Source organism: Chitinophaga ginsengisegetis, from assembly GCF_900168065.1.
Taxonomy (GTDB): Bacteria; Bacteroidota; Bacteroidia; order Chitinophagales; family Chitinophagaceae; genus Chitinophaga; species Chitinophaga ginsengisegetis.
This window is the reverse complement of sequence record NZ_FUZZ01000004.1, coordinates 772,170-794,801: the sequence shown is the minus strand read 5'-3', so window position 1 is coordinate 794,801 and position 22,632 is coordinate 772,170. Positions and strand designations below refer to the sequence as shown.

Sequence of the window (22,632 nt, the reverse complement as noted above, 5' to 3'; positions counted from 1 at the left end):
GATCATTTACTTAAAATGACAATCGTGGTAATGAGTGATATAACGCCGATGATGGCTGGTAACAGCTGTATTGTTTTGGACGTGGCAAACTTGCGGTCGGGTCCGGGCTTTACGTATATAACATCGTTATTGCTGAGATAATAGTAAGGCGAGGAAAGGGTTTTGCTGTCGTTCAGGTTGATGGAAGCATATGTTTTGATACCATTTACTTCCCGGATGATCATGATATCATCGCGTTTAGCCGTTACGTTGAGGTCGCCGGCCATACTTAATGCATCCAGCAAAGAGGCCCTTTCAGCGCCGATCCTGAAGGAGCCGGGGCGTGCCACGTCGCCCAGCACCGAGATCCTGAAATTAACCAGGCGGGTAGATACATAAGCGTTACGCACTGTTTTTTCCAGTTCCTGTGATACGAGGTCGTTGATGGCGGCGGTCGTTTTGTCTTTTACATTTATTTTCCCGATCACCGGCAGGGAAATATTACCGGTACTGTCTACCAGGTATCCCTGTTCCATGCCATTGCCTGCTGCCGGGCCGGAAACGGCAATGTTGGGATTAAAGATCTGCGATACTTCCTTATCGAGGGTGGTAATGGTGATTTGCAGGATATCGCCGGGTTGTATTTTGAGTTGCTGCATGCGGCTGAGGGAATCGGCGCCCGCCGCTGCTGCAATGTCATTAAAATAGGTCAGTTTTTGGGTGCTCGCGCATCCGGAAACTATAACTAACGCCAGGATCAGGGGTAAGCTAAATTTCAATCCCATATTTAGTGATTAATTTTTCAATGCTGGTATTGTGTAATAAATGACGCGTGAATACAGGAGTTTATCCGGTAATTATTTACTACACAAAGGTTTTTCTTTTTAACAGGGAGGTGACGGACCTCCTTCACTACGGAACTTTTAAGTCGTTATATTAACATCAGCTATCTTTACACGGGTCTTGTTTGCTTTGGAAAACCGGGCTCTGAGTTTGTCCTGAGCGGGAAGTTCGAAATAATAATAAGTGGCCATGCTTAACGGGATCAGTAACAGGAAAAACAGCAATAATGTACCTGGTGATCTTAATACAAGACGGCTCATGTGAAACCAGTCAACTACGAGAACGAATATTATTTGTAACGGATAATGGATCAGGTACATCGCATAGCTGCCATTGCCGAGCAGCGCCCACTTCCTGTTGAGCATGCCTTTGGTTGTTTCCCACAGTGCCAGGGTGAGAATGGTGAAGGGAGAAACGGCGATGCGGAAGAAAAAGTTTCTGAGCTGGCCAAAGAGGCTCAATGCGGTTTCGGTGCTTTTGTCCGGCATCGCCTGGTGAAATAGTTTTATCCATATTCCCTGTAAGAAAGAGAATTGGTATTCGGCAAGCATGGCTGCCCATAGCACCAGGGTGACAATGGTGAGGGCCGGTAAATATTTTCTGGCCCTGTTTTCTTTCATCATCCAAACATACAGGTAGTAAACCAGGCCACCGAGGAAAAAGGTAAACATACCTTTTCCGATGAGGCTATAATAATATTGTAAAAATGCGCCCACGGGAATCAGTAAAAAGAGCAGCAGTTTTTTCTTTTCCAGTTTCAGGTAACAAATGATAAAGAACAGGAAATACAGGAATACTTCTACGGAAACAGACCAGGAGGGGCCGTTAAAGGAAGGGCCTTTCTCAAATCCCCAGTTTTGAATGAAGAGGAGGTTAAGCAGGAAATGATAGCTATCATTATATTGTATGATAAAGTAATGCCCTACATTTCTCAGCATCAGCCATTGCAGCACCGCTACCAGCACTAATGTAACAAAGTGGATGGGGTAGAGCCTGCTCACCCTGTAAACGATGAACTTGCGGAAGCTGATTTGCCGGGTAGCAATCCGCTCTGCATACAGCCAGAAGAATATAAACCCCGATAACAGGAAGAACAGATCCACGGCTACCATCCCATCGGTGTAGAAAATAGAGAGGTACTTGTACCACGGGAGCGCTGTTTTCTCGTACCCGTTCTGTACATAGATGTCGTTTGCATAATAAAAGAATTGCCAGTGGTATAAAACCACTATCATAGCTGCAATACCTCTGATAGCGTCAAGGGCGTAAAAATGCTGAGGAGGATTTTGGTTAGAAGTCATTAGGGTATTTCGATAGCAATATGATCAATTGACGGTATCTACGATCATTTCCACAATAGTAATTTAATTATAATACTGATAGTTACAAGGTTAGCGTGGATAAAGGATGAAATGGATACGAGGTGATTAAAATGAATAAAATGAACAGGGCTTTGGGGAGGGATTACGTTATATTATAGAGTAACCCAACCGGTGAGTAATCATTGTTACCTCCGATAAAAGAACTCCCTGTTTCCTGGTATATGCAATCATCATGTGAGGGCTATCTTTGTAGCGGATAGAAAAGTAATCCGGTGAATGGTAATACTGGTTAAAACAAACTGATGGACTTTCATTTCGGCCCTTTCGGAGAATATTTAATATACACGATTTACTTTTGGTATGTTACCATGCCTTTAGCTTGTTTGTTCCTGTGGGTTTGCCTTCGCAGGAAAAACCCCCGCGTGCTAAGATGGATTTCCGGCATCGGCGCCGCCGTATTACTGTTTCCCGTGGTAGTAATGATGTGGGTACTGGTGAGCGGATCGATTGAAGACGGAAAAAGCCGCCGGGAATTCAGGCAGAAAAAGGCGCTCCATACCTTTATCTTAAAACAGCCCGAAACCGTAGCAGGTATTGCCCTTTCAACAAACGATACGGTTTATTACCAAACTGATTTTGATATGAACTACAGGAACCAGGCGCAATTGATGGATGTTGACTCGGTTCATTTGACAAAGCCCACCTATTTTTTCAATCTGCAGGTGAAAGACTATATCGGGGTTGTTATCAATGACCCCGATACATGGAACGTTACACTTACGCATGATCAGCTGGTGTTTGGCTGGCCCTGTACAGGCAAGGCGGTCATCGCTGCTGATAGTACGTTTGTTTCGGGAACACTGGCCAAAGATCATGTGGCATGGGGCCACCAGTTGCCCAAAGGTGCGAAGGTGACATACAAAAAGGAGTATGAGCAGCTAAACATCATTTTGCCCGATTCGGAGTTTATCACCATCGATCTGAAAACGAAATAGCCGTTCTATAGCAATGCCATGCTGAACAGCCCATGCTGCGTACCTTTTTTATCGGCCAGATAAATACAGCAAACTTTATCACCGGGCAGGAAGCGGTCATCATCCAGGTATCCCGATACAATTTGCTTACCAATACGGTACCAATATACCCTGGTATATCCACTGCCTTCGTTATCATAGCGGGAAACAAAAACTTCTGTAATGACACCGGTAAGGGCTATTTTTTGTTCAGCGTTTTGTACACGGCGATTGAAAATCAGGGCGAACCCTGCCAGAAAAATAACAATCGCTGCAAAGAAAAGCAGCATGCCGAACATTATTTCAGGTTCGCGCGCCCTTTCAGAAAACATCAGGCAGATTGCCCACGGACCTGCGAATGTGAAGAATAGTATTTTGATGGTGCGGCGGTTCCAGCGCATCATCAAGGGCGCTTTTTCTGCTGCGCTTGTGGGTTCGGCGATGCTGGTCGCCCCGGGCACATCTTTATATTGTACGCCCAGTAGTATATTATGTTGTACGGTTATAGGAAGCCATTCCAATACTATTAATGCCCGCGGCAAAAAAAGGCTGTCGCTAACGTGCTCTAAAGGTCCCGGCGCAACTACCTTTATGGTGTTATTGTCTACGGTATAAGTGAGCAGATGTTTATCTGCTCTCATCTCCAACAGTGTACCCGTGGTCACCTGTTTCAGTCCCCTGCGCAGAACAGTACGGGTTTGCCTCATTTTACCAAAGACGCTCACCAGCTTATAAACAAAGAATGAGGCAAATGGCATAAAGGAAAGCATAAATATATAGGCCGGCAGCTTTTCTTCCTGGTTGAAAAAAATAAAAAACAAGGCTAACAGCAGGAGAGGGAGTACGAGAAGGCTGGCCCATAGCCTGACTTGCCTGCTATACTTTTTACGCCACCAACGTACCAGTTCTTCATCTTCCGGACTAAGCGCCTGACAGCCGGAGTTAATAATCATATTCTTTTCTTGTTTGATGCTTACGCCCTGTACTAAACCCCGAAATTAAAGAGAATATGCACAAGTTATTATACCTGTTTCCAGGGATGTTATTATGAAGCAATTGTGCTTATCATTGTGTATCGTTACAGAACCTTAGCTTTACAGGAAGTAAACAGCAACTATGTACATGAAATTTATTTTATTGGCTTTGTTACTTGCTACAGGTACAACGCTTGTAGCACAGGAAAATGCAGTAACCAAATCATTATCGGTATTTAAAAACGGGCAGTCCTTTGTAGTAAAAGAAATAAAAGCCCAGGTGGCCGACAGTGGCTTTAGGCTCAATAATCTTCCGGTGGCATTATTTGGCACTTATTGGTTTGCCGGTACCACCAACCCTGTAAGCCGCGTGAGTAGCCGGGTAGAGCAGGTAAATGAAATACAGGAAAGAAAAGCCAACAGCTTTTTAGAATTGCTGCATGCCAACAAAGGCAAAAATATTACGATTGTTACCGCCGATAATAATACTTATAAAGGCAGTGTGGAAGACTTTGACCTGCCCGAAGAAATTAACAGCAGGCTGCAGTTGCAGCAAATGCAATTGACTAATGTATATCGTGGGCAATACCAGTTCGACCGGATATATGCCCCTGCCAACCCCGTTCTTTTACTAAAGATGAATGGTAAATGGATAGGCATAGAACCTGCCACCATCAAAACAATTACATTTGAAGATAAGCCCAGCCGCACTACCACAGCGCGTATTGCCGTTCAAAAACCTATAGTTACGGTACATTTTGCTAAAAGCGGGCAGCAATCTTTTACCATGATGTACCTGCAAAACGGATTGAGCTGGACACCCGTTTATCAATTGCAACTGGTGTCTGAAACAGAAGCCACGCTTAACCTGCAGGCAGAAGTGAATAACAATGTAGAAGATATTAAAAATACGGATGTTGATTTTGTGATGGGGGTACCCAATTTTTCGCAAGCTATCACGCTGGCTACCCTGCTCAATTTTAGCAGTACCGGGAATGTAGAAAACGCCAATATATACAGCAATGCCATACAAATGAGGGCGGATTATGCCAGGGACAGAGCTGCAGAATCCATTGTAATGCCGGAACAGGCGTCATCGCCTGATAATACCGCCGTAGAAAACGAAGACCTTTATTTTTATACACTAAAAAACATCAGCCTCAGCAAAGGGGAAAGGGCGCAATATCCAGTTTTTAATAAACCCGTAAAAATCCACCATTTTTATAAAACAGTATTGCCCGCATCTGTCATGAGTACCTACCAGGTAAACGGCGAAGAGGGGACGGCATCAGAAGAAATGGAAGCCGCGAATCATGCAGGGCGCGGCGCCACGCCCAACAAAGTGAACCACTTTGTTGAAATCTACAATAACACCGACAATCCATTTACATCAGGCGCTGTTTTAATCTTACAAAAAAATACACAAAAGCCCATTGCACAGGATGTGCTTAAGTTTACAGCCAAAGGCTCCTCTACGCCCATATTTATTACCACTGCGCCGGATATCCTGGTACGGGAAAAAGAAGCACTTGTTTCGGTGAAAAAAGAAGCCAAAACATATAATGGGTATAAATACACCTTAGCTACTGTAAAAGGTACCATTACTGTTATTAACAGCAAAAGCAGATTGGCGGATATACAGGTGCAGAAAACGATCAGCGGTGCTATTACTTCGGCCAGTACCAAATATAGCCAGTCATTAAATCTTGAATACAAAAACGATATCAACCAGGGGCGACAACTGGATTTTGAACTGGCCGTAGATGCCGGTACAAAAAAATCATTCACCTACACTTATGAAATGTATATCAGGGAATAGCTGAATGATAAACACTGTAAGAAGGTGATTGCCTGCGGGCTGGGGTTCAGGTACCCGCAACACTTCACGCGTCTCTTTCAGAAACGTGTTGGCTACACGCCCAATGAGTTCAGGACGCAAAATTAGACAGATCACCCCGTTGCCAGGATCTTTGCACAACCTGCATATTTAACCACATCAATCACCTCGTTGGTGATGGGCATTCCCATTTCAATACCGATGCCAACCAACAATGTTTTGGTATCGTCCAATTCTGCTAGGTCCCTGAGTTGCAATACAATTCTTTGCGCCTCAAAATCCTGCTTTACCGGTTGCCACTCCGTATGTGCCGTTGTTGGCAGCAGTAGCTTTTCCTGGCTTTGGTAATTGCTTTCTTTGCATACCACATCTGCCACCATTCCGAACGTAATAATAAACCGGAAAAAAGGATATTGCCAGGGCGCCACCAAATTGAATCCGGGGTTAAGTGCCGGAAGTTGTATCTCTGCACTGCCCGTTTCTCTTTCTATAAAACACCCGGCAGGATGGCGGACTACATAATCGAATGTATTCTTTTTATTCAATTGAAATCCATCCAGCAAATAACTATGCCGCGATAGCAGGATACTCCTTTGCCCCCTGTCACCCACTTTATCCTGTAGCTGGATATGTTTCGCCAGTTTAGTTAGGGTAGAGGTGAAATTGTAATCGGCCAGGTGCTTTACCGGGAATAATACCTGCCTGATCGCTTTGGACGCATAGCTGCAGCCACCAAACTCCGTATTGTTTTCCCGGGTACGTTCAAACCCCGGGGAATGTTTGATCTGTGTTTTGGAGGCGCCCCCTTTGCTGCGGACAATAATCTTATCAGTTCCTTTCATTTTATAGGCCGTCATATTGCCTATTGCGCCTATAAAGGCGATGCCATTAGTAAAATAAGCCATAACTCATTCATTGGTTATTATATGACCCTTCCAGGTATATTCGTATTATACCCGGAAAGAAAATAGTGTTTACCTGTATATAACCTGTATTTTATAGGTACGGGTTATATACAGCTTAAGTACGGCTTAAATACGGCTTATCTACGGCTTATCCTATAATGGCGCCTGCCGGAGGTATACCGCGTAAAAGCTTTTTTTTCGTTAATTTAGTACACCCGGTTTCCTGGATCAATACTGTGGCATTAAATGATAATCAACCTATTAAGTCAATTACCGCAAATGTGCTGCGACAATTTAAAGCCGCAGGCCATCCCCCCCGAAGAAGTGAACAGGAAAATAGCGGAAATGGCCAACTATAAAGAAATGTATAAAAGTCCGCAACATTGAAATATAAAAGAGAAACAAGCATACCGTTATTTATTGTATAATACATAGATTTATATCACTTTTTTAATTATACAACACATTTAAATATGAAAAAAGTAACGGGCCTCGGTGGCGTATTCTTTAAATGCGAAAATCCGCAAGGTATGAACGAATGGTACGCCAAAAACCTCGGATTGGCTACCAGTGAATACGGCGCAACGTTTGAGTGGCGGCAGGCCGATGATCCGTCGAAAAAAGGAACTACCGCCTGGTGTACGTTTCCGCAGGATACCCAATATTTTAATCCGTCAGCCAAGCCATTTATGATTAATTACCGGGTGGAAAATATCGTTGCGTTGGTAGAGGAACTAAAAAAGGAAAACGTAACCATTGTTGATGAGATTGCGGAGTATGACTATGGTAAATTTGTTCATGTACTTGATCCGGAAGGGAACATTATTGAGCTTTGGGAACCCAAAGAGGAGTTGGATCAGGATAACGTGGCAGGTAAACCGTAGCTCGCATACATTGGATAGGAATATGATTTTTATTTTCACATAAGATGACCTTAGATACAGCAAGACAAATTGGTAGAAAGTACGCGGTTGCCGCTCAACTGGTGACGATAATTATCCTGGAGTTGTTATGGTTTTTTGAAGAGGCCGGACAGGACCTGGCGAATGGGTGTAGTAGTTGCCTGGCTGTGGGCTTCCAGGCAAATGATGATAAAAATGAAAAACTGACGCGTGGGAAAAATTGTTATCACTGACCGTGCAAAAGGATTTATCAGTATTGTGTTTGTTATGCTCATATGGGGCAGTTCTTTTACTGTTACCAAAACGGTGGTGCAGGAAGTATCTCCTTACCTGTTTGCCACGCTGCGGCACATCATTGCCTGCGGGTTGCTTTTGCCGTTTTATCTTCGTCAGCGTAAAAAGGTAAAACAACAGCTACCTTATAAAAGGCTGGCGTTAATGGGTATCCTGGGCATTACGGTATACTATGGCCTTTTCAACTTTGCCATGCTTTATATCCCGGCGTCTACCGGTGCGCTGGTGGAAGGTTTAATACCGGTAGCCATAGCCATTCCGGCCGCATTGCTGTTGAAAGAACATATCGGCGGCAGAAGTATTGCCGGTATTATATTATGTGTAACGGGCGTAGTGCTGGTGGGTTTTGTGGGGAGTCCGGCGGGGGGGCACACCTTGCGGGGGAGTATATTGATGCTGCTGGCGGTTTGTTGCTGGAGTGCATACACGTTATTATCGAGGAGTTTAAAAGATACAGATACCATCTTAGCCACGTCTGTCAGTACTTTTATTGGCTCGGCTTTTTTAATACCTATAGCTGCTGTGGAATTGTATCAGCATGGCATACCTGAAATATCCGGGAGGGCCTGGGCCGGGATTATTTACCTGGGAGCGTTTGCTTCTGCGCTGGCCTATTTTCTTTACAACAGGGCATTGGAAAGTTTACCGGCTGCCCAGGTAGGTAACTTCCTGAACTTAAACCCGGTGATTGGCGCGTTGATTGCCATGATTTTCCTGAAAGATACCTTTACGCCCTGGCAGATGGCCGGCGGCCTGCTGGTGCTGGGGGGTATCTGGTTAAGTTCAAAACGGGTAAAACAATAGATCGCCTGTCCTGCTATTAAATCTGATAATTAATGTTTAATTTACCTGGCGTCACGTGAACGGTCTCCCGATTGAACGATATTATCACAGCATAATGAATGAACAGGAATTACTAAACCAACTTGCTCTTGGCAACCAGGAGGCGTTTACGGCTATCTATTTACAATACCACGGCGGTATATATAATTACCTGCTGAAATTTACCAAGAATCCCATACTTACTGAAGACCTGGTACATGATGTTTTCCTGAAGATATGGGAGGTAAGGGGGCAGCTGGATATTAAATCGTCGTTCCAGGCTTACCTGTACCGGTTGGCGAGGAATACGGCATTAACGCAGTTAAACCGTATCTCCCTGTACGATACGATCCGGGATGAGGTACTGCACCGGGTTTCGCTGGGTATTAACGACCAGGCCTTAATGAACGCCGTGGAAGCAAAGCAGTATGAAGAGCTGCTGCAGAAAGCGGTAGCCAGCCTGCCTCCGCAACGCCGCGAGGCATTTATCCTTTGCCGGCAGCAGGGCAAAACATATGAAGAAGCCGCTGCACTGATGGACATCTCCCGTAATACCTTTAAACAGCACCTGTCGCTGGCAGTGAAATCGATAAAAGAGTACCTGCTGGAACATGGCGATATTTCATTGCTGATACTTCTGGTGTCACTGAAATAATTTTTTTCCCTCCGCATCCACCCATTTGTTTTATTCATTAGTCTTATTGATATGGAGCTGAACAAATTTTCCGAAACTGACTTGCTTCAAAAGTACCTGGACGGCACCATTACGGAGGCCGAAGGCACAGCGTTGTTTGAATTGCTGAAGGAGAAGGATATTGAAGACAATGCAGCCCTGGAAGCCTTATTACAGCAGGTGTACGACCAGTCGTTTGCCGAGCCGCCAGCGCTTTCCGGCGATGCCAGTCAGCGGATTCTGCACCGGTTACTGGCAGCAGTGGAAGATAATAATAAGGAAGTACCCGTTCGCCGCACCCCTTCCTGGTGGCGTTACGCGGCAGCAGCGGTATTGATTGCTGCGGTGGCCACTATGGCGGTATGGTTTATCAGCAACTATAAAAAAGGCGTACCATCGCTGGCGGGGAATGTATCTTCTTCCGGGGAAATTGTTTCGGGTTCCAGTCGTGCGGTGCTGAAACTGGGCGATGGAGAAGAAATATTGCTGGACAGCACGCAGGGCAATATTGTACGGAATGGAAATTTTAAAGTGAACAATGACAGCGGCAAACTGGATTATGAAGGAAAGGCCGGCAAGATGGAATATCACACGCTTACCACGCCCCGTGGCGGCCAGTACCGGCTGCTGTTACCGGATGGTACGGCGGTATGGCTTAACGCGGAATCCAGCATCACTTATCCAACTGTTTTCACAGATAACTACCGGAAGGTAAAGGTAACGGGAGAAGTTTATTTTGAGGTGGCAAAAAATAAGGATCAGCCATTTATGGTGGATGTTAATAGTAAAGCCACTGTAGCTGTTTTAGGTACCAGCTTTAACGTGAACGCCTATACGGATGAACAAAATATCCGGACTACCTTACTGGAAGGAAGCATCATGATGATTCATGATCAGCAAACTGCCATGCTTCGGCCGGGGCAGCAGGCGCAGATCAACAATGAACTGAAGATGAATATCATTAACAACGCGGATGTGGAAATGGTAGTAGCCTGGAAGAATGGGTTATTCCGGTTTGATCATGCGCATCTCGACGAAGTATTGCGGCAAATGTCGCGGTGGTACGACGTAGGGGTTGTTTATGAAAATGGGGTACCGGATATCATATTCAGCGGGGAAATAAAAAGAGATCTGAATTTATCGCAGGCACTTGTTGTGCTGGAAAAGATGGGCGTTCATTACAGGATCGAAGGAAAGAAAATAATAGTAATGCCATAGCTTAGGCGTAGTATCAATCAACATCAATTTAAGGGGTATGCCAGTCCGGAACGATAGCTGTCCGGTATGTTTAAAAGCAAAGCGGTAACGCTGCAGGCGGAGCTTTGTCCAAACTGAAAATTACATGCATTTGAAGCGGGGAATGATCACAGCAAAAGTGACTCCTCCGGGAGCGGTATGCTCCACAGGAAAGAAGTAGTTATTTAAATCAACCAAAAAATTGTTATGCTAAAATCCAGACTTTACAAGCGGTTGGGCAGGAGGGACCGGGTGTTCGGCAGGCTGATGATTTGTTTTCTTATCACTGCTGCACTGGGTTTGCCAGTCGACGTATTATCCCAGACCATCACCTTCAGCGGCAAACAGGTACCGTTGCAACAGGCTTTTACCGAAATAAAGAAACAGGCCAATTACGCGGTGATCTTTAATCCCGAGCTGATCAATGTAAACGTGGCCATTTCTGTGAATGCAAAAAAGCAGCCGCTGGAAGTATTTATGAAATCGATATTGGCTAAACAGCCTTTGAGCTATACCATTGTAGGGACTACTATTGTTGTTTTCCCCAGGGTGGATAATATGCCGGATTCGGTGAAGTTTACTCTGGAGCCGGTTGTACATGATATTTCCGGGCTGGTATATGACGAAAAAACCGGCGCCCCGGTAATAGGCGCCAGCGTTATTGTGAATGGTTCTGCCAAAGGAACGCAAACGGATGAAAAGGGATCTTTTGTTTTAAGAAAGTTAAAGGATAATGAGCAGCTCACGATTACCTCTATCGGCTTTGAAAAAGTGAATGTAACCGTTCCAATAGGGCAGTCGCTGCTGTATGTGACCATGAAAACGGCTACCAGCGTGTTAGACCAGGCAGTAGTGCAGGCGTATGGTATTACCAGCAAACGGTTGGCTACCGGGAATATCAGCAGGGTAACGGCGGAAGAAATAGAAAGACAACCGGTGATGAATCCATTGCTGGCATTGCAGGGGAGAGTACCAGGTTTACTGGTTACACAAACCAGCGGCTACGCTGCTTCGCCCGTGAAAGTAGAAATAAGGGGGCGTAATTCACTAAACCCCGATATGTTGTCTGATCCGTTATATGTAATAGACGGGGTTCCGCTAACGGTATTGGATGTAAGTGGTTCTGTGAGGTATGAAGGCGGTGCATCGCCGGGATATATCCAGGGAGGGCTTTCAGTTACCGGCGGGCAAAGCCCGTTGTTCAGCATGAATCCAAGGGATATTGCCAGTATAGAAGTATTGAAAGACGCGGATGCCACGGCTATATATGGTTCCCGCGCTGCGAACGGCGTGATATTAATTACCACCAAAAAAGGCAAGCCGGGAAAAACTACCTTCAACATGGAAGTTAACCAGGGTATTATTGATGTGCCAAAACGCTACCAGATGCTGAACACCCCGCAGTATTTACAGATGCGGCGGGAGGCGTTCCGGAACGATGGTATAATTCCAACATTGACTACCGCACCGGACCTGGTATTGTGGGATAGCACCCGGTATACCGACTGGCAAAAAGTGCTGCTGGGAACCGGCAAGCAGAGTGCAGTGGTAACCAGTTTAACGGGCGGCGACAACCTGGCCATGTACCGCATCAGTGCGAATTATGCGCGGCAGGAAGATGTGGTGAAGAACAGCGGTCTTAATCAGCAGGCGTCCATAACATCCAGTGTTGATGTACGCAGCGTTAACCAGAAGTTTTCACTTGGACTGACGCTTGGTTACAGCTATACAAACGTAGATGCAGTTTTTGCCAACGCCTCCGTAATAACGCTGGCTCCCAATGCGCCACCGGTATACGACAGCAAAGGTGAGCTAAACTATGCAGAGTGGAATGCCGCCGGTATAGGAGGTCAGTTTCCTTTTGCGGATCTCCTCCGGACAAATAATGCGCAAACCAATCAGTTCAGCAGCAGTATGAGGATGGGCTATGAGCTGGCAAGAGGATTAAAATTTGTTACTACCGGGGGCTACTCCTATATGATGGGGACAAACAACTATCTCATGCCCATCGCGTCGCAGAACCCGATTGGTAATCCCACCGGGTCAGCTGTTTTTGGTACATCGAAAAATTCAAACCTGACCGTTGAGCCGCAGCTCACATACAGCCGCTTTATAGGCCGGGGCGATCTGAGCGTCCTGGTGGGTGGTACGTATCAATCCACCATGACAAACGGCACCACTACATTTGCCGCCGGTTACGGCGATGATGACCTGATTCATACTGTTGGCAGCGCGCCTTTTTCACAAACCAGTGAAGGGTACAGTAAGTATAAATACATCGGTTTTCTGGCGCGTATCAATTACGACTGGGAGCACAAGTATATCCTGAATATGACTGCCAGGCGGGATGGGTCTTCACGTTTTGCACCCGGCAGGCAGTTCGGGAATTTCGGATCGGCAGCTGTGGCGTGGAACTTCTCAGAAGAAAAATGGATCAAACGTTTCCTGCCGTCGTGGGTAACCTTTATGAAGCTGAGAGTCAGCTATGGTATTGTTGGTGGAAATGCGCCATCGGATTACCAGTACCTGTCGCAATGGGCGGCAATAGCACCTGGCGATATTGCGCCGCTTCCCGGCTACAACGGTGTGCAGCCTTTTGTGCCGATACATGCCGTTAACCAGGATTATCACTGGGAAACAAATAAAAAATTTGAGGCAGGCTTCAGCGCCAGCTTCCTGGAAGAACGCATTAGTGTGGAGGTATCCACATACAGGAACCGTTCCGGGGATCAGATCACCGGCCTGCCCACGCCTGCTTATACAGGCTTCAAATCTGTGACGGGCAACTGGCCTGCACTGATACAAAACAGCGGATGGGAAGGAATGATCTCTGCTACACTGATCCGGAAAAAGGATATAATATGGAACGTGAATTTCAATATTGCTACCAACCGCAACCTGCTGGTGTCTTATCCGGGTATTGAATTATCGCCTTACTTCACCCGGTATAAAGTGGGGCAGTCGCTGAATGCAGAATATCTACTGCATTATCAGGGCATTGATCCGCAAACGGGTGGATACAGTTTTGTTGATTATAACAAAGACGGCCTCGCAAAATACAATTACAATATTCCTGCCGGTACCGGGGATGACGACCGGTACATCGCCATCAACAGGACCCCGAAATATTTTGGCGGTATTGGCAGCACTGTGAACTATAAGGGGCTTTCCGTTAATCTCTTATTTGATTTCAAGAAGCAGTTGGGACAGGATCCGTTTATCACTAACGTAAAAGGGCAGATGAATAATTTTCCTGTAGAAGCACTCCATGACCATTGGCAAAAGCCGGGTGATAACGCGCGGTACGCCCGCTATTCCACTTATTTTGTAGGAGATATAAACGCTTCCGATGCAGGTATCACAGACGCGTCCTACCTGCGTCTCCGGTCAGTGGCCATTGGCTATTCCTTCTCCGATAAATTATCAAAGAAAGCAGGATTGAAAGGATGTACCCTGTCGTTCCGGTTGCAGAATATTTTCACGATTTCCAATTATCCGGGTTTAGATCCGGAGATACAGAACTATTCAGCTGTTCCGGCCGGCCGCACCTTTTCCGGCGCCTTATCATTTACGCTTTAAAATACCAGTGATGCGGATCTATCAAAGAACAATACTCGTCGTTATCAGTAGTCTTTTTTGGAGCATGATACATTCATCCTGCAGAAAGCTGATCGCTATTCCCCCGCCGGTGAATACCATTACCACCACGCAGGTATTCAGCACGGAAGCAAAGGCCAATGCTGCAATGGCCGGCATATACAGCGCCATGATTAATGGAGATAAATCGTTTAGTACATGGTCGTCCGCACAAAGCGTTTTCAGTGCCGGGCTGGTTACCATAATGGGCGGATTGTCGTCCGGTGAGATGTATTCCTATTCCGGCGCCAACGACCAGGCGTTATATGTACTGAGTACCAACAAGGTTAACATCTATAATACCGACAGGCCAATACTGGCCTGGGAAACGGCCTATAAAACCATCTATGCAGCCAACTCGGTAATAGAAGGTATTGCGGCATCTACGGCGGTAACGATCAAAGACAGTACACGCAAAGCGCTCACCGGCGAAGCAAAATTTATCCGCGCCTTTGCTTACTTCTATCTCACCAATTTATTTGGCGATGTACCCCTTGCACTCACGGTAGATTTTAACCAGACCAGCAGCATGCCCAGAACACCACAGCAACAGGTGTATCAGCAGATCGTATCCGACTTAAAGGATGCTGCGGATAATTTACCGGAGAGCTATCCTACCGGCAACGGGGAAAGGGTGCGTGCCAACAAAGCCACTGCCAATGCTTTGCTGGCAAGAGTATATCTCTACCTGGGCGAGTATGGCAATGCCGCCGCTGCCGCCACCACAGTGATTGACAACGTAGCATCGTATGGCCTGGAAACTGATCTAACACGTGTTTTCCTGAAAGAGAGCCGCGAGGCTATCTGGCAGTTGAAACAAACCAATACGGATAATACGCTGAAGAATGCTACCCCGGAAGGATACCAGATGCTGCCTGGTGTGCCCGTCACCGGCATCGCAAAATTTGTTTTATCCGATGAATTACTGAACAGTTTTGAAGAAGGGGACCAGCGCTTTGTAGCATGGACCGACAGCACCAATAACACCGGCCCACAAGGTACCCCCGGGGAGACCACCCATTACCCGGCTAAGTACAGGATCGGGATCAGCAACGGGGTTTTTGGTGCAGAAGCAAAAGAATACTATGTAGTATTCCGTCTTGCCGAGATGTACCTGGTACGTGCAGAAGCCGCTGCCAACGGAGGCCCCGGAGGCGCCGCTGCAGCTATTGCTGATTTGAATGTACTCCGCCGCCGGGCAGGGTTAGGTGATCTGCCGGCTACGCTCACAGCGCCACAAATAAAGGCTGCAGTGGCAAAGGAGCGGCAAATAGAGTTGTTCGCAGAATGGGGCCACCGCTGGTTTGATCTGAAGCGTACCGGCATGGCGCATGATGTGCTGTCGGCCATGCCGCTGAAGCAACCCTGGTCAGGCGATTATCAATTGCTTTATCCTGTTCCGGTATCGGAAATTATTGTCAATCATTTCCTCACTCAAAATCCCGGTTATTAATATGCAGCAGATATTTCCCCGCTACGCAACCGCATGGCAGCTGCTTCGCAGCAGGTTGATAACAGCCCCGCTGCTGATGCTGATACTGGCCTCCTGCGCCAAACAAACGGTGGCACCCGGCGCCGCATCACTCACCCTGATTAACGCAGTAGTGGGCAGTAGCCCGCTGGTCACTAATTTCAAGGGAGGTAACCCGTTTGAGTACTATCACGCCACCCAGCTGATCTATAAAACATTTAATAATAATAGTAACCGCTATGCACAGTTTAGCGGTACCCAACCGGTAGCCCTGTACCAGTATCCCGATACGACGGAGAAAAGTGTTCCTCTTTTTAACCTGGTGCTGGACCTGCCCGTTGGTTCTGTTCAAACGTTGTTTTTAACCGGTACGGTGTCGGCGCCGGATACTATGCTGGTGAAGGATGACCTGCCGTATCATGCCGACAGCTCAATGGGAATGAGGTTTGTAAACCTTTCCCCCGGCAGCAGTGATATCAGCGTCAGCATCAAAGGGCAAACAGGCGCGCCGGAAGTAGCACGCCTGCCCTATAAAGGCAGCACTGTTTTTAAGAAGTATGCCGCCGGATTTGAAGTACACGACTATGAATTTGAGTTCCGCGATGCGGTCAGCGGCGCATTGCTGGGAAGCTATATCACAGAGGGCATCTATCATCAGAATACTATTTATGCGCATCCCTGGATGTATAAGAATTTTACCCTGGCACTGGTGGGAATTCCCGGTGGTACAGGTGTAAACGCACCCGCAGTAATGTTGGTCAGGTACTGAATTCATTCATCAATATTTATTTATTAAAAACGCACTATGAGCACTATACTGAAAATTGAGGGGCTCTCACACAGGTACAGCACATCCTGGGCAATACGTGATATCAACCTGGAAATACAGCAAACCGGCGTAGTAGGATTGCTGGGGTCCAACGGGGCAGGGAAGTCTACCACCATGAATATTATGTGCGGTGTGCTGAACCAAACGGAAGGCCGTGTTTATATCAACGGGATCGATATCAGGCAGCAGCCGGAGCTGGCAAAAAAAGAGATCGGCTTTTTACCGCAGAATCCTCCATTGTATACAGATCTTACGGTAGATGAATACCTCACTTATTGCGCGGAGCTGCGCTTAATAGAAAAGCACCGCATCAAAGCGGCGGTGAACGAAGCCAAGGAACGTTGCGGCATTGCACACTTCAGCACAAGGCTGATCCGCAACCTCTCCGGCGGATACCGCCAGCGGGTTGGCATTGCACAGGCCATCATCCATAAACCGAAACTGGTAGTAATGGACGAGCCCACCAACGGGCTCGATCCTAACCAGCTGATTGAAGCCCGTAAACTGATCAGGGAAATTGCCCTGGATCATACGGTGTTACTGTCGTCGCATATTTTGTCTGAAATACACCTGCTCTGTAAAGAGGTGATCATGATTGAAGGAGGACGGATCATTTTCTCCGATACAATGGACGCCTTCAACAACTATGTGCAGCCGCACACAGTACTGGTGGGGATGGAAAATATGCCGCCTGTAGCCGAGCTGATGAAGATCAGGGGAGTTTCCAAAGTAGAGGTGCTCACCGAAAAACAGGCGCGTATTTATTTCGACGGAGAGAAGGATATCACGGAAAGGATTATTACGGCCAGTGTACAGCATGAATGGCGGCTCCAGGAGATCAGTCTTGACAAAGGACTGCTCGACGATATTTTCAAGCAATTAACTATTCAATCCCACCAATAAACTCACGACATGAAGATGATATTTAAAGTTGCGAAAACAGAGCTTCGAAACCTCTTTTATTCTCCTGTAGCCTGGTTCCTGACGATTGCGTTTATGGTGCAATGTGCGTTTTTTTATACCTACACATTATATCCGTTTACCAAATGGCAGGAGATCTTTGAGAAAAATAATCCGAAGTTTAAAGACTTTAATGTTTCGCTGACGTCCGGAATTTTTTTAGATCCGGCGGGTATGTTTGCCAATGTGCTGCAAAACCTTTACCTGTTTGTTCCATTGCTTACGATGGGACTGATCAGCCGCGAAATTAACAATGGCACCATCAAGTTACTCTATTCTTCCCCGGTGAAGTTGCGCGAAATTGTTTTTGGCAAATACTTCGCCATCATGCTGTATAACCTGTTGCTGGTAGGTATTGTAGGGATCTTTATTGTAACGGGTATCTTTAATATCCGGTCGGCAGATTATGGCATGTTGCTATCTGCTATGCTGGGCTTTTACCTGTTGATGTGCAGCTATACCGCCATCGGGTTGTTTATGTCCAGTCTTACTACCTACCAGATTGTATCCGCTATTGGCAGCTTCCTGATTGTTTTTATCCTGGGCCGTATCGGCAGTTTATGGCAGAAGTATGATTTTGTGAGAGACCTGACTTATTTCCTTTCTCTCTCCGGCCGCACCGGGAAAATGTTGCAGGGACTCATTACCACAAAGGATGTTATCTACTTTGTACTGATCATTTACATGTTTGTGTCTTTTACGATGATCAAACTGAAAGGTGGCCGGGAATCAAAGCCCTGGTTTGTGAAGGCCGCAAGATATGCAGCGGTAATGCTACTGGTGCTGACGATTGGTTATGTATCGTCACGCCCGGCTTTAACCGGCTATTGGGATACTACCGTGGGCGATATTAATACCCTGCATCCGAATACGCAAAAGATCATCAAAGAACTTGGCAAAGAACCATTGGAGATCACGCTTTATACCAACCTGCTGGGTAACGGCGCCAACCGCGGTTTTCCCGAAACCCGCAACGATTACCTGGCCGCTCTCTGGGAGCGTTACCAGCGCTTTAAGCCGGATATCACTTTTAAGTACGTGTACTACTATGATACGGATGATAACGACAGTTCCATTTACAGAAGCTGGCCCGGTAAAAATCTGAAAGAAATTGCAGCGCAGGTAGCAGATGGATATGATTTGAATGCTTCCATGTTTATGCCGCGGGAAGAGATCCGTAAGAAGATAGACCTGGGACCGGAAAATTACAGGCTGGTAATGCAGCTGAAGTACAAAGGTGAAACTGCTTTCGTGCGGACTTTCGACGACAACGTATTCTGGCCCCAGGAAGAGCAGGTGGCGCCGGCCTTGAAACGGCTTTTAAAAGCCGATCTGCCAAGAAACATCTTCCTGACAGGAAACCTGGAACGGAGTATTACCAAAAGAGGGGAGCGGGAATTCAGGCTTCATACCATTGATAAAACGAACCGCAATGCGCTGATCAATGCAGGCTTTGAATCGGACACGCTTTCGCTGGACAACGCCGATATTCCTGCCAATACCACCACGCTGGTGCTGGCAGATCCAAAAACAGCACTGAGCGCCACCACAATGAGTAAACTGAAGCAGTATATCGATAAAGGCGGCAACCTGTTCATAGTAGGAGAACCAGGCAAGCAACAGCTGCTCAACCCTTTACTGGCACAGCTGGGCGTGCGGTTAATGGACGGCACCCTGGTACAGCTTTCGAGGGATGAAATGCCGCATATGGCGACGCCATTTCTTACACATACCACGGCTTACCTGGCCGATGAACCGGCCCTCATCCTGCTGAGGGAAGCGTATAAAGAACATGGCGACAGCATGTTCATCACTACGCCGGGAACTACCGCTTTTGCTTATGCAGATACCGGCGCCTTTGTGATAAAGCCTTTACTGCAAACAATAGAAAACAGGGCATGGCTGAAAGCCGGCGCACTGGTAACCGATTCCACACCGCCGGTATTTAACCCCGCGGAAGGCGATAGCCAGGCGAAAGCTTATGCCACCTTCATCTCCCTGGAAAGAAAGGTGAACAACAAGGAACAACGGATTGTTTTAGGCGGCGATGCAGATGTGTTCAGCAACCTGCGCCAGGGCGGCGGCTTCGTTAGCAAGGGTTTTTACAGCTGGCTCGACTTCAATCACTATCCTATCTATACACCCCGGCCCCGGCCACTGGATAGCCTGTTCACCGTTTCGTCGGCCACAGCAGCAATGTTGAAGATTTTATACGTATGGATACTGCCGGGCGCAGTACTGCTATTCGCCATCATATTATTGATAAGGCGTAAGAGAAAATAAAACGGAAACTATGTTCTTACAAACAGATGATCAAACGATAGAAGACCTCCGGATATTTGGTAAACGTGATGTGAGCGGCATCTACGACCTGTACAATCATACCCACACCCGCGGCGGCGAAAAGGTACTGGAAGAGATGTTCCGTAATCCACTGTCGGACCGGGAGGAGATCAACAGGCGGAGCAATGTAATTGCGCATTTTGCCCGCCTGAAGCTGGCCTTCCCCTTTGATGCGGCCTTGTTTGATATGGCCGAGAAGTACCTGGCAAATACCGGCGAAAAACAAACGGTGCTGAGTGAAAAAGATATTGCCAACGGGGTAAGCGCCGTGATATCACTTATTCATCTTATAAAAAATTTTATAGAAGAAGAAGCAGTAACCGGCATCATTGCCTATGCACGGGAACGGGAACGCATTGCCGTATTACTCACGGATGCCGCTTTTGAACCGGCACTGAAAGACAGCGGGAAAGGGAAGTTATCCTATGCGGCCGTAACCGCCTATGATCTGCTGTTCCGGACCCGCGAGCGGTATAAGATAGAGAAACTGATGGGCTATATCTATTACCTGGATGTGTATCTCTCCGTGGCAAAAGTAGCGGTAGACAGGCAATTCGTTTTTCCAAAAGCGCTGGACAAAGGTACTGCTGCGCTGAAGCTGGAAGGGGTATATCATCCGGGGCTGAAACAGCCTGTGGGCAACAACCTGGCAATGAATGCCAGTCAGAACCTGATCTTTTTAACCGGGGCCAATATGGCGGGCAAGTCTACCTTTCTGCGTTCTTTAAGCACCGCGGTTTATGTGGCGCACATGGGCTTTCCCGTAGCCGCGGCGTTCATGGAGTTTTCTGTAATGGATGGTATTTACACTACCATCAACCTGCCGGATAACCTGGGTATTGGCGCCAGTCACTTTTATGCGGAAGTGCTGCGTGTAAAAAAAATAGCAACAGAACTAAGCGCCGGAAAATCGTTGCTGGTAATATTTGATGAGCTGTTCCGCGGCACTAACGTAAAAGATGCGCATGAAGCCACTGTAGCTATTACCAGTGCCTTTGCAGGGAAAAAGAAAAGTATGTTCATCATTTCCTCGCACATCGTGGAGGCCGGGGAAGAGTTAAAGCAACGGGGCAGTATCGGGTTCCTGTATTTACCTACGCGCATGAACGGCCATACGCCGGAGTATACCTACACACTGGAGCGGGGGATCACCGACGACCGGCATGGTATGATCATTATCCGGAACGAAGGGATCCTGGAAACATTGAAGAACGGGAAGAAGCGTAGCGTTGCACATCTTGTGAAATAAAAAAATAATCATCATGGGTTTTAATACAGACAGGCAAACGATGGATGAACTGAACCTGCTGGGCAAGTACCGGCAGGGTTCCGTATATCATTTGTTCAACCACGTAAAAACGAGAGGAGGGGAACAGTTGCTCGACGATATGTTTCGTCACCCGCTGGAGGAGGCCGGCGCCATCAATGACCGCAGCAGTGTTTTCCGGAGTTTTCAGCGGGCAAAACTGAATTTTCCTTTTGATATATCGCAGCTGAATTTAATGCGCGAATACCTGGATGCAGGCATGCTGGCCAACGGGTTGCTGACGCTGGCGGATACCCTCTTAAAAAAATGGCTTTCCGGTCTTACCCGCGACGAACGCTACAAGAAAAAAGTGCAGGGATTGCAGGCAACGATTGTTACGTTGAAGCGATGTTATTCTTTTCTCGAAATGGTGCCGCCCGATATGGGGGCTTATGCCGCCCGTTTAAAGGCGGTAAAAACCATCCTCTCCGATAAGCTGCTGGAGCGCCTGCTGAATATGGATATCTACCAGGCGTTGCCGGTGAAAACCCTGGCCTTTTATGATCACCTGCTGAAGAGCAGGTTCCGGAAAGAGATGGAAGAAGTGCTGTCGTTTATTTATGAGCTGGATGTAAACATCGCGGTGAGTGATGTGGCGCGCGCCAGGGGATTTACCTATGCGGATGCGTTGCCGCCCACGGAAAATATGTTGTCCGCGGAAGAGCTGGCCCACCCGTGTATCGACGGCGCCGTAGGAAACATTGTGCAGATGCATGAACACAGCAATGTGTTGTTTTTAACCGGCGCCAATATGGCCGGTAAATCCACCCTGATGAAATCTGTAGGCATCGGGATGTACCTGGCGCACATGGGATTCCCGGTGGCGGCGGCGCATATGCAGTTTTCTGTGCGGGAAGGAATATATTCTTCTATCAATGTGGCGGATAATATCAGTCTTGGTTACAGCCATTTCTACGCAGAAGTGGTACGCGTGAAACACGCTGCAGAAGCCGCCGCCAGCGGGCAGCGCTTACTGCTGATGTTTGATGAGCTGTTTAAAGGTACCAACGTAAAAGATGCGTACGATGGCACGCTGGCGGTGACGGCGGCTTTTGCGGAGTACCACGACTGCCTCTTTATTGTATCAACGCATATCATTGAAGTGGGAGAAGCATTAAGAGGCAGCAGCAATGTACAATTCGTTTATTTACCAACTATTATGGATGGCAACCGTCCGCGTTATACTTACCGGTTGCAGGAAGGCATTACGGAAGACCGTCAGGGAATGATGATCATCCGGAATGAAGGCATCCTGGAGCTGATCGGTTCTTAACACAGAAAAATAAT

General features: G+C 47.0%; 18 protein-coding genes. 14 read left to right on the top strand and 4 right to left on the bottom strand.

The annotated features are described in order from the left end of the window. Positions 1-2: 2 nt before the first annotated feature. Together B5Z18_RS25845 and B5Z18_RS25840 are read right to left on the bottom strand one after the other, a co-directional pair. Entirely contained in the window at positions 3-764 is a 762-nt protein-coding gene (locus B5Z18_RS25845; RefSeq protein WP_079472419.1) for a polysaccharide biosynthesis/export family protein, read from the bottom strand. A gap of 138 nt (positions 765-902) precedes the next feature. Continuing rightward, positions 903-2,123 carry an acyltransferase family protein gene (locus B5Z18_RS25840; RefSeq protein ID WP_079472418.1) on the bottom strand — a complete coding sequence of 407 codons (1,221 nt, stop codon included), beginning with the start codon at positions 2,121-2,123 and terminating at the stop codon, positions 903-905. Between the two features lie 443 nt (positions 2,124-2,566). On the opposite strand from B5Z18_RS25840, the gene B5Z18_RS25835 reads away from it, so the two are divergent. Beyond that, positions 2,567-3,139 carry a hypothetical protein gene (locus B5Z18_RS25835; protein ID WP_143313696.1) on the top strand — a complete coding sequence of 191 codons (573 nt, stop codon included), beginning with the start codon at positions 2,567-2,569 and terminating at the stop codon, positions 3,137-3,139. A 5-nt stretch (positions 3,140-3,144) separates the two neighbouring features. On the opposite strand, the gene B5Z18_RS25830 is transcribed toward B5Z18_RS25835, so the two are convergent. Continuing rightward, positions 3,145-4,110: a hypothetical protein gene (locus tag B5Z18_RS25830; protein WP_079472416.1), complete on the bottom strand. Its 966-nt coding sequence runs from the start codon at positions 4,108-4,110 to the stop codon at positions 3,145-3,147. Between the two features lie 169 nt (positions 4,111-4,279). Here B5Z18_RS25830 and B5Z18_RS25825 point away from each other — a divergent pair, with 169 nt between their 5' ends. Both B5Z18_RS25825 and B5Z18_RS33055 read left to right on the top strand, forming a co-directional pair. Beyond that, entirely contained in the window at positions 4,280-5,950 is a 1,671-nt protein-coding gene (locus tag B5Z18_RS25825) for a DUF4139 domain-containing protein (RefSeq protein ID WP_143313695.1), read from the top strand. A 24-nt stretch (positions 5,951-5,974) separates the two neighbouring features. Beyond that, complete coding sequence (locus tag B5Z18_RS33055) at positions 5,975-6,076, top strand: AraC family transcriptional regulator (RefSeq protein WP_394333865.1); 102 nt, start codon at positions 5,975-5,977, stop codon at positions 6,074-6,076. A gap of 5 nt (positions 6,077-6,081) precedes the next feature. Here B5Z18_RS33055 and B5Z18_RS25820 read toward each other — a convergent pair whose 3' ends face one another. After that, the gene (locus tag B5Z18_RS25820) at positions 6,082-6,873 is read right to left on the bottom strand and encodes a hypothetical protein (RefSeq protein ID WP_079472414.1); all 792 of its coding nucleotides are present in this window, start codon (positions 6,871-6,873) and stop codon (positions 6,082-6,084) included. A gap of 473 nt (positions 6,874-7,346) precedes the next feature. On the opposite strand from B5Z18_RS25820, the gene B5Z18_RS32855 reads away from it, so the two are divergent. From B5Z18_RS32855 to B5Z18_RS25760, 11 genes are all read left to right on the top strand, one after another. Continuing rightward, complete coding sequence (locus tag B5Z18_RS32855) at positions 7,347-7,757, top strand: VOC family protein (protein ID WP_079472413.1); 411 nt, start codon at positions 7,347-7,349, stop codon at positions 7,755-7,757. A gap of 228 nt (positions 7,758-7,985) precedes the next feature. After that, entirely contained in the window at positions 7,986-8,873 is an 888-nt protein-coding gene (locus B5Z18_RS25805; RefSeq protein WP_079472411.1) for a DMT family transporter, read from the top strand. A 94-nt stretch (positions 8,874-8,967) separates the two neighbouring features. Beyond that, positions 8,968-9,546: an RNA polymerase sigma factor gene (locus B5Z18_RS25800; RefSeq protein ID WP_079472410.1), complete on the top strand. Its 579-nt coding sequence runs from the start codon at positions 8,968-8,970 to the stop codon at positions 9,544-9,546. Between the two features lie 51 nt (positions 9,547-9,597). Beyond that, complete coding sequence (locus B5Z18_RS25795) at positions 9,598-10,782, top strand: FecR family protein (protein WP_079472409.1); 1,185 nt, start codon at positions 9,598-9,600, stop codon at positions 10,780-10,782. 225 nt (positions 10,783-11,007) lie between these two features. After that, complete coding sequence (locus B5Z18_RS25790) at positions 11,008-14,379, top strand: SusC/RagA family TonB-linked outer membrane protein (protein WP_079472408.1); 3,372 nt, start codon at positions 11,008-11,010, stop codon at positions 14,377-14,379. A gap of 64 nt (positions 14,380-14,443) precedes the next feature. Further along, the gene (locus B5Z18_RS25785; protein ID WP_159454431.1) at positions 14,444-15,889 is read left to right on the top strand and encodes a RagB/SusD family nutrient uptake outer membrane protein; all 1,446 of its coding nucleotides are present in this window, start codon (positions 14,444-14,446) and stop codon (positions 15,887-15,889) included. Position 15,890: 1 nt separating this feature from the next. Further along, on the top strand, positions 15,891-16,676 hold the full coding sequence (locus tag B5Z18_RS25780) for a DUF4397 domain-containing protein (protein ID WP_079472406.1): 786 nt from the start codon (positions 15,891-15,893) through the stop codon (positions 16,674-16,676). A gap of 36 nt (positions 16,677-16,712) precedes the next feature. Beyond that, the gene (locus B5Z18_RS25775) at positions 16,713-17,639 is read left to right on the top strand and encodes an ABC transporter ATP-binding protein (protein ID WP_079472405.1); all 927 of its coding nucleotides are present in this window, start codon (positions 16,713-16,715) and stop codon (positions 17,637-17,639) included. 9 nt (positions 17,640-17,648) lie between these two features. After that, positions 17,649-19,979 carry a Gldg family protein gene (locus B5Z18_RS25770; protein WP_079472404.1) on the top strand — a complete coding sequence of 777 codons (2,331 nt, stop codon included), beginning with the start codon at positions 17,649-17,651 and terminating at the stop codon, positions 19,977-19,979. A gap of 10 nt (positions 19,980-19,989) precedes the next feature. Further along, a complete protein-coding gene (locus tag B5Z18_RS25765) occupies positions 19,990-21,288 on the top strand; it encodes a MutS-related protein (RefSeq protein WP_079472403.1) in 1,299 nt (432 codons plus the stop codon). A 13-nt stretch (positions 21,289-21,301) separates the two neighbouring features. Beyond that, on the top strand, positions 21,302-22,618 hold the full coding sequence (locus tag B5Z18_RS25760) for a MutS-related protein (RefSeq protein WP_079472402.1): 1,317 nt from the start codon (positions 21,302-21,304) through the stop codon (positions 22,616-22,618). The last annotated feature ends 14 nt before the right edge of the window (positions 22,619-22,632 follow it).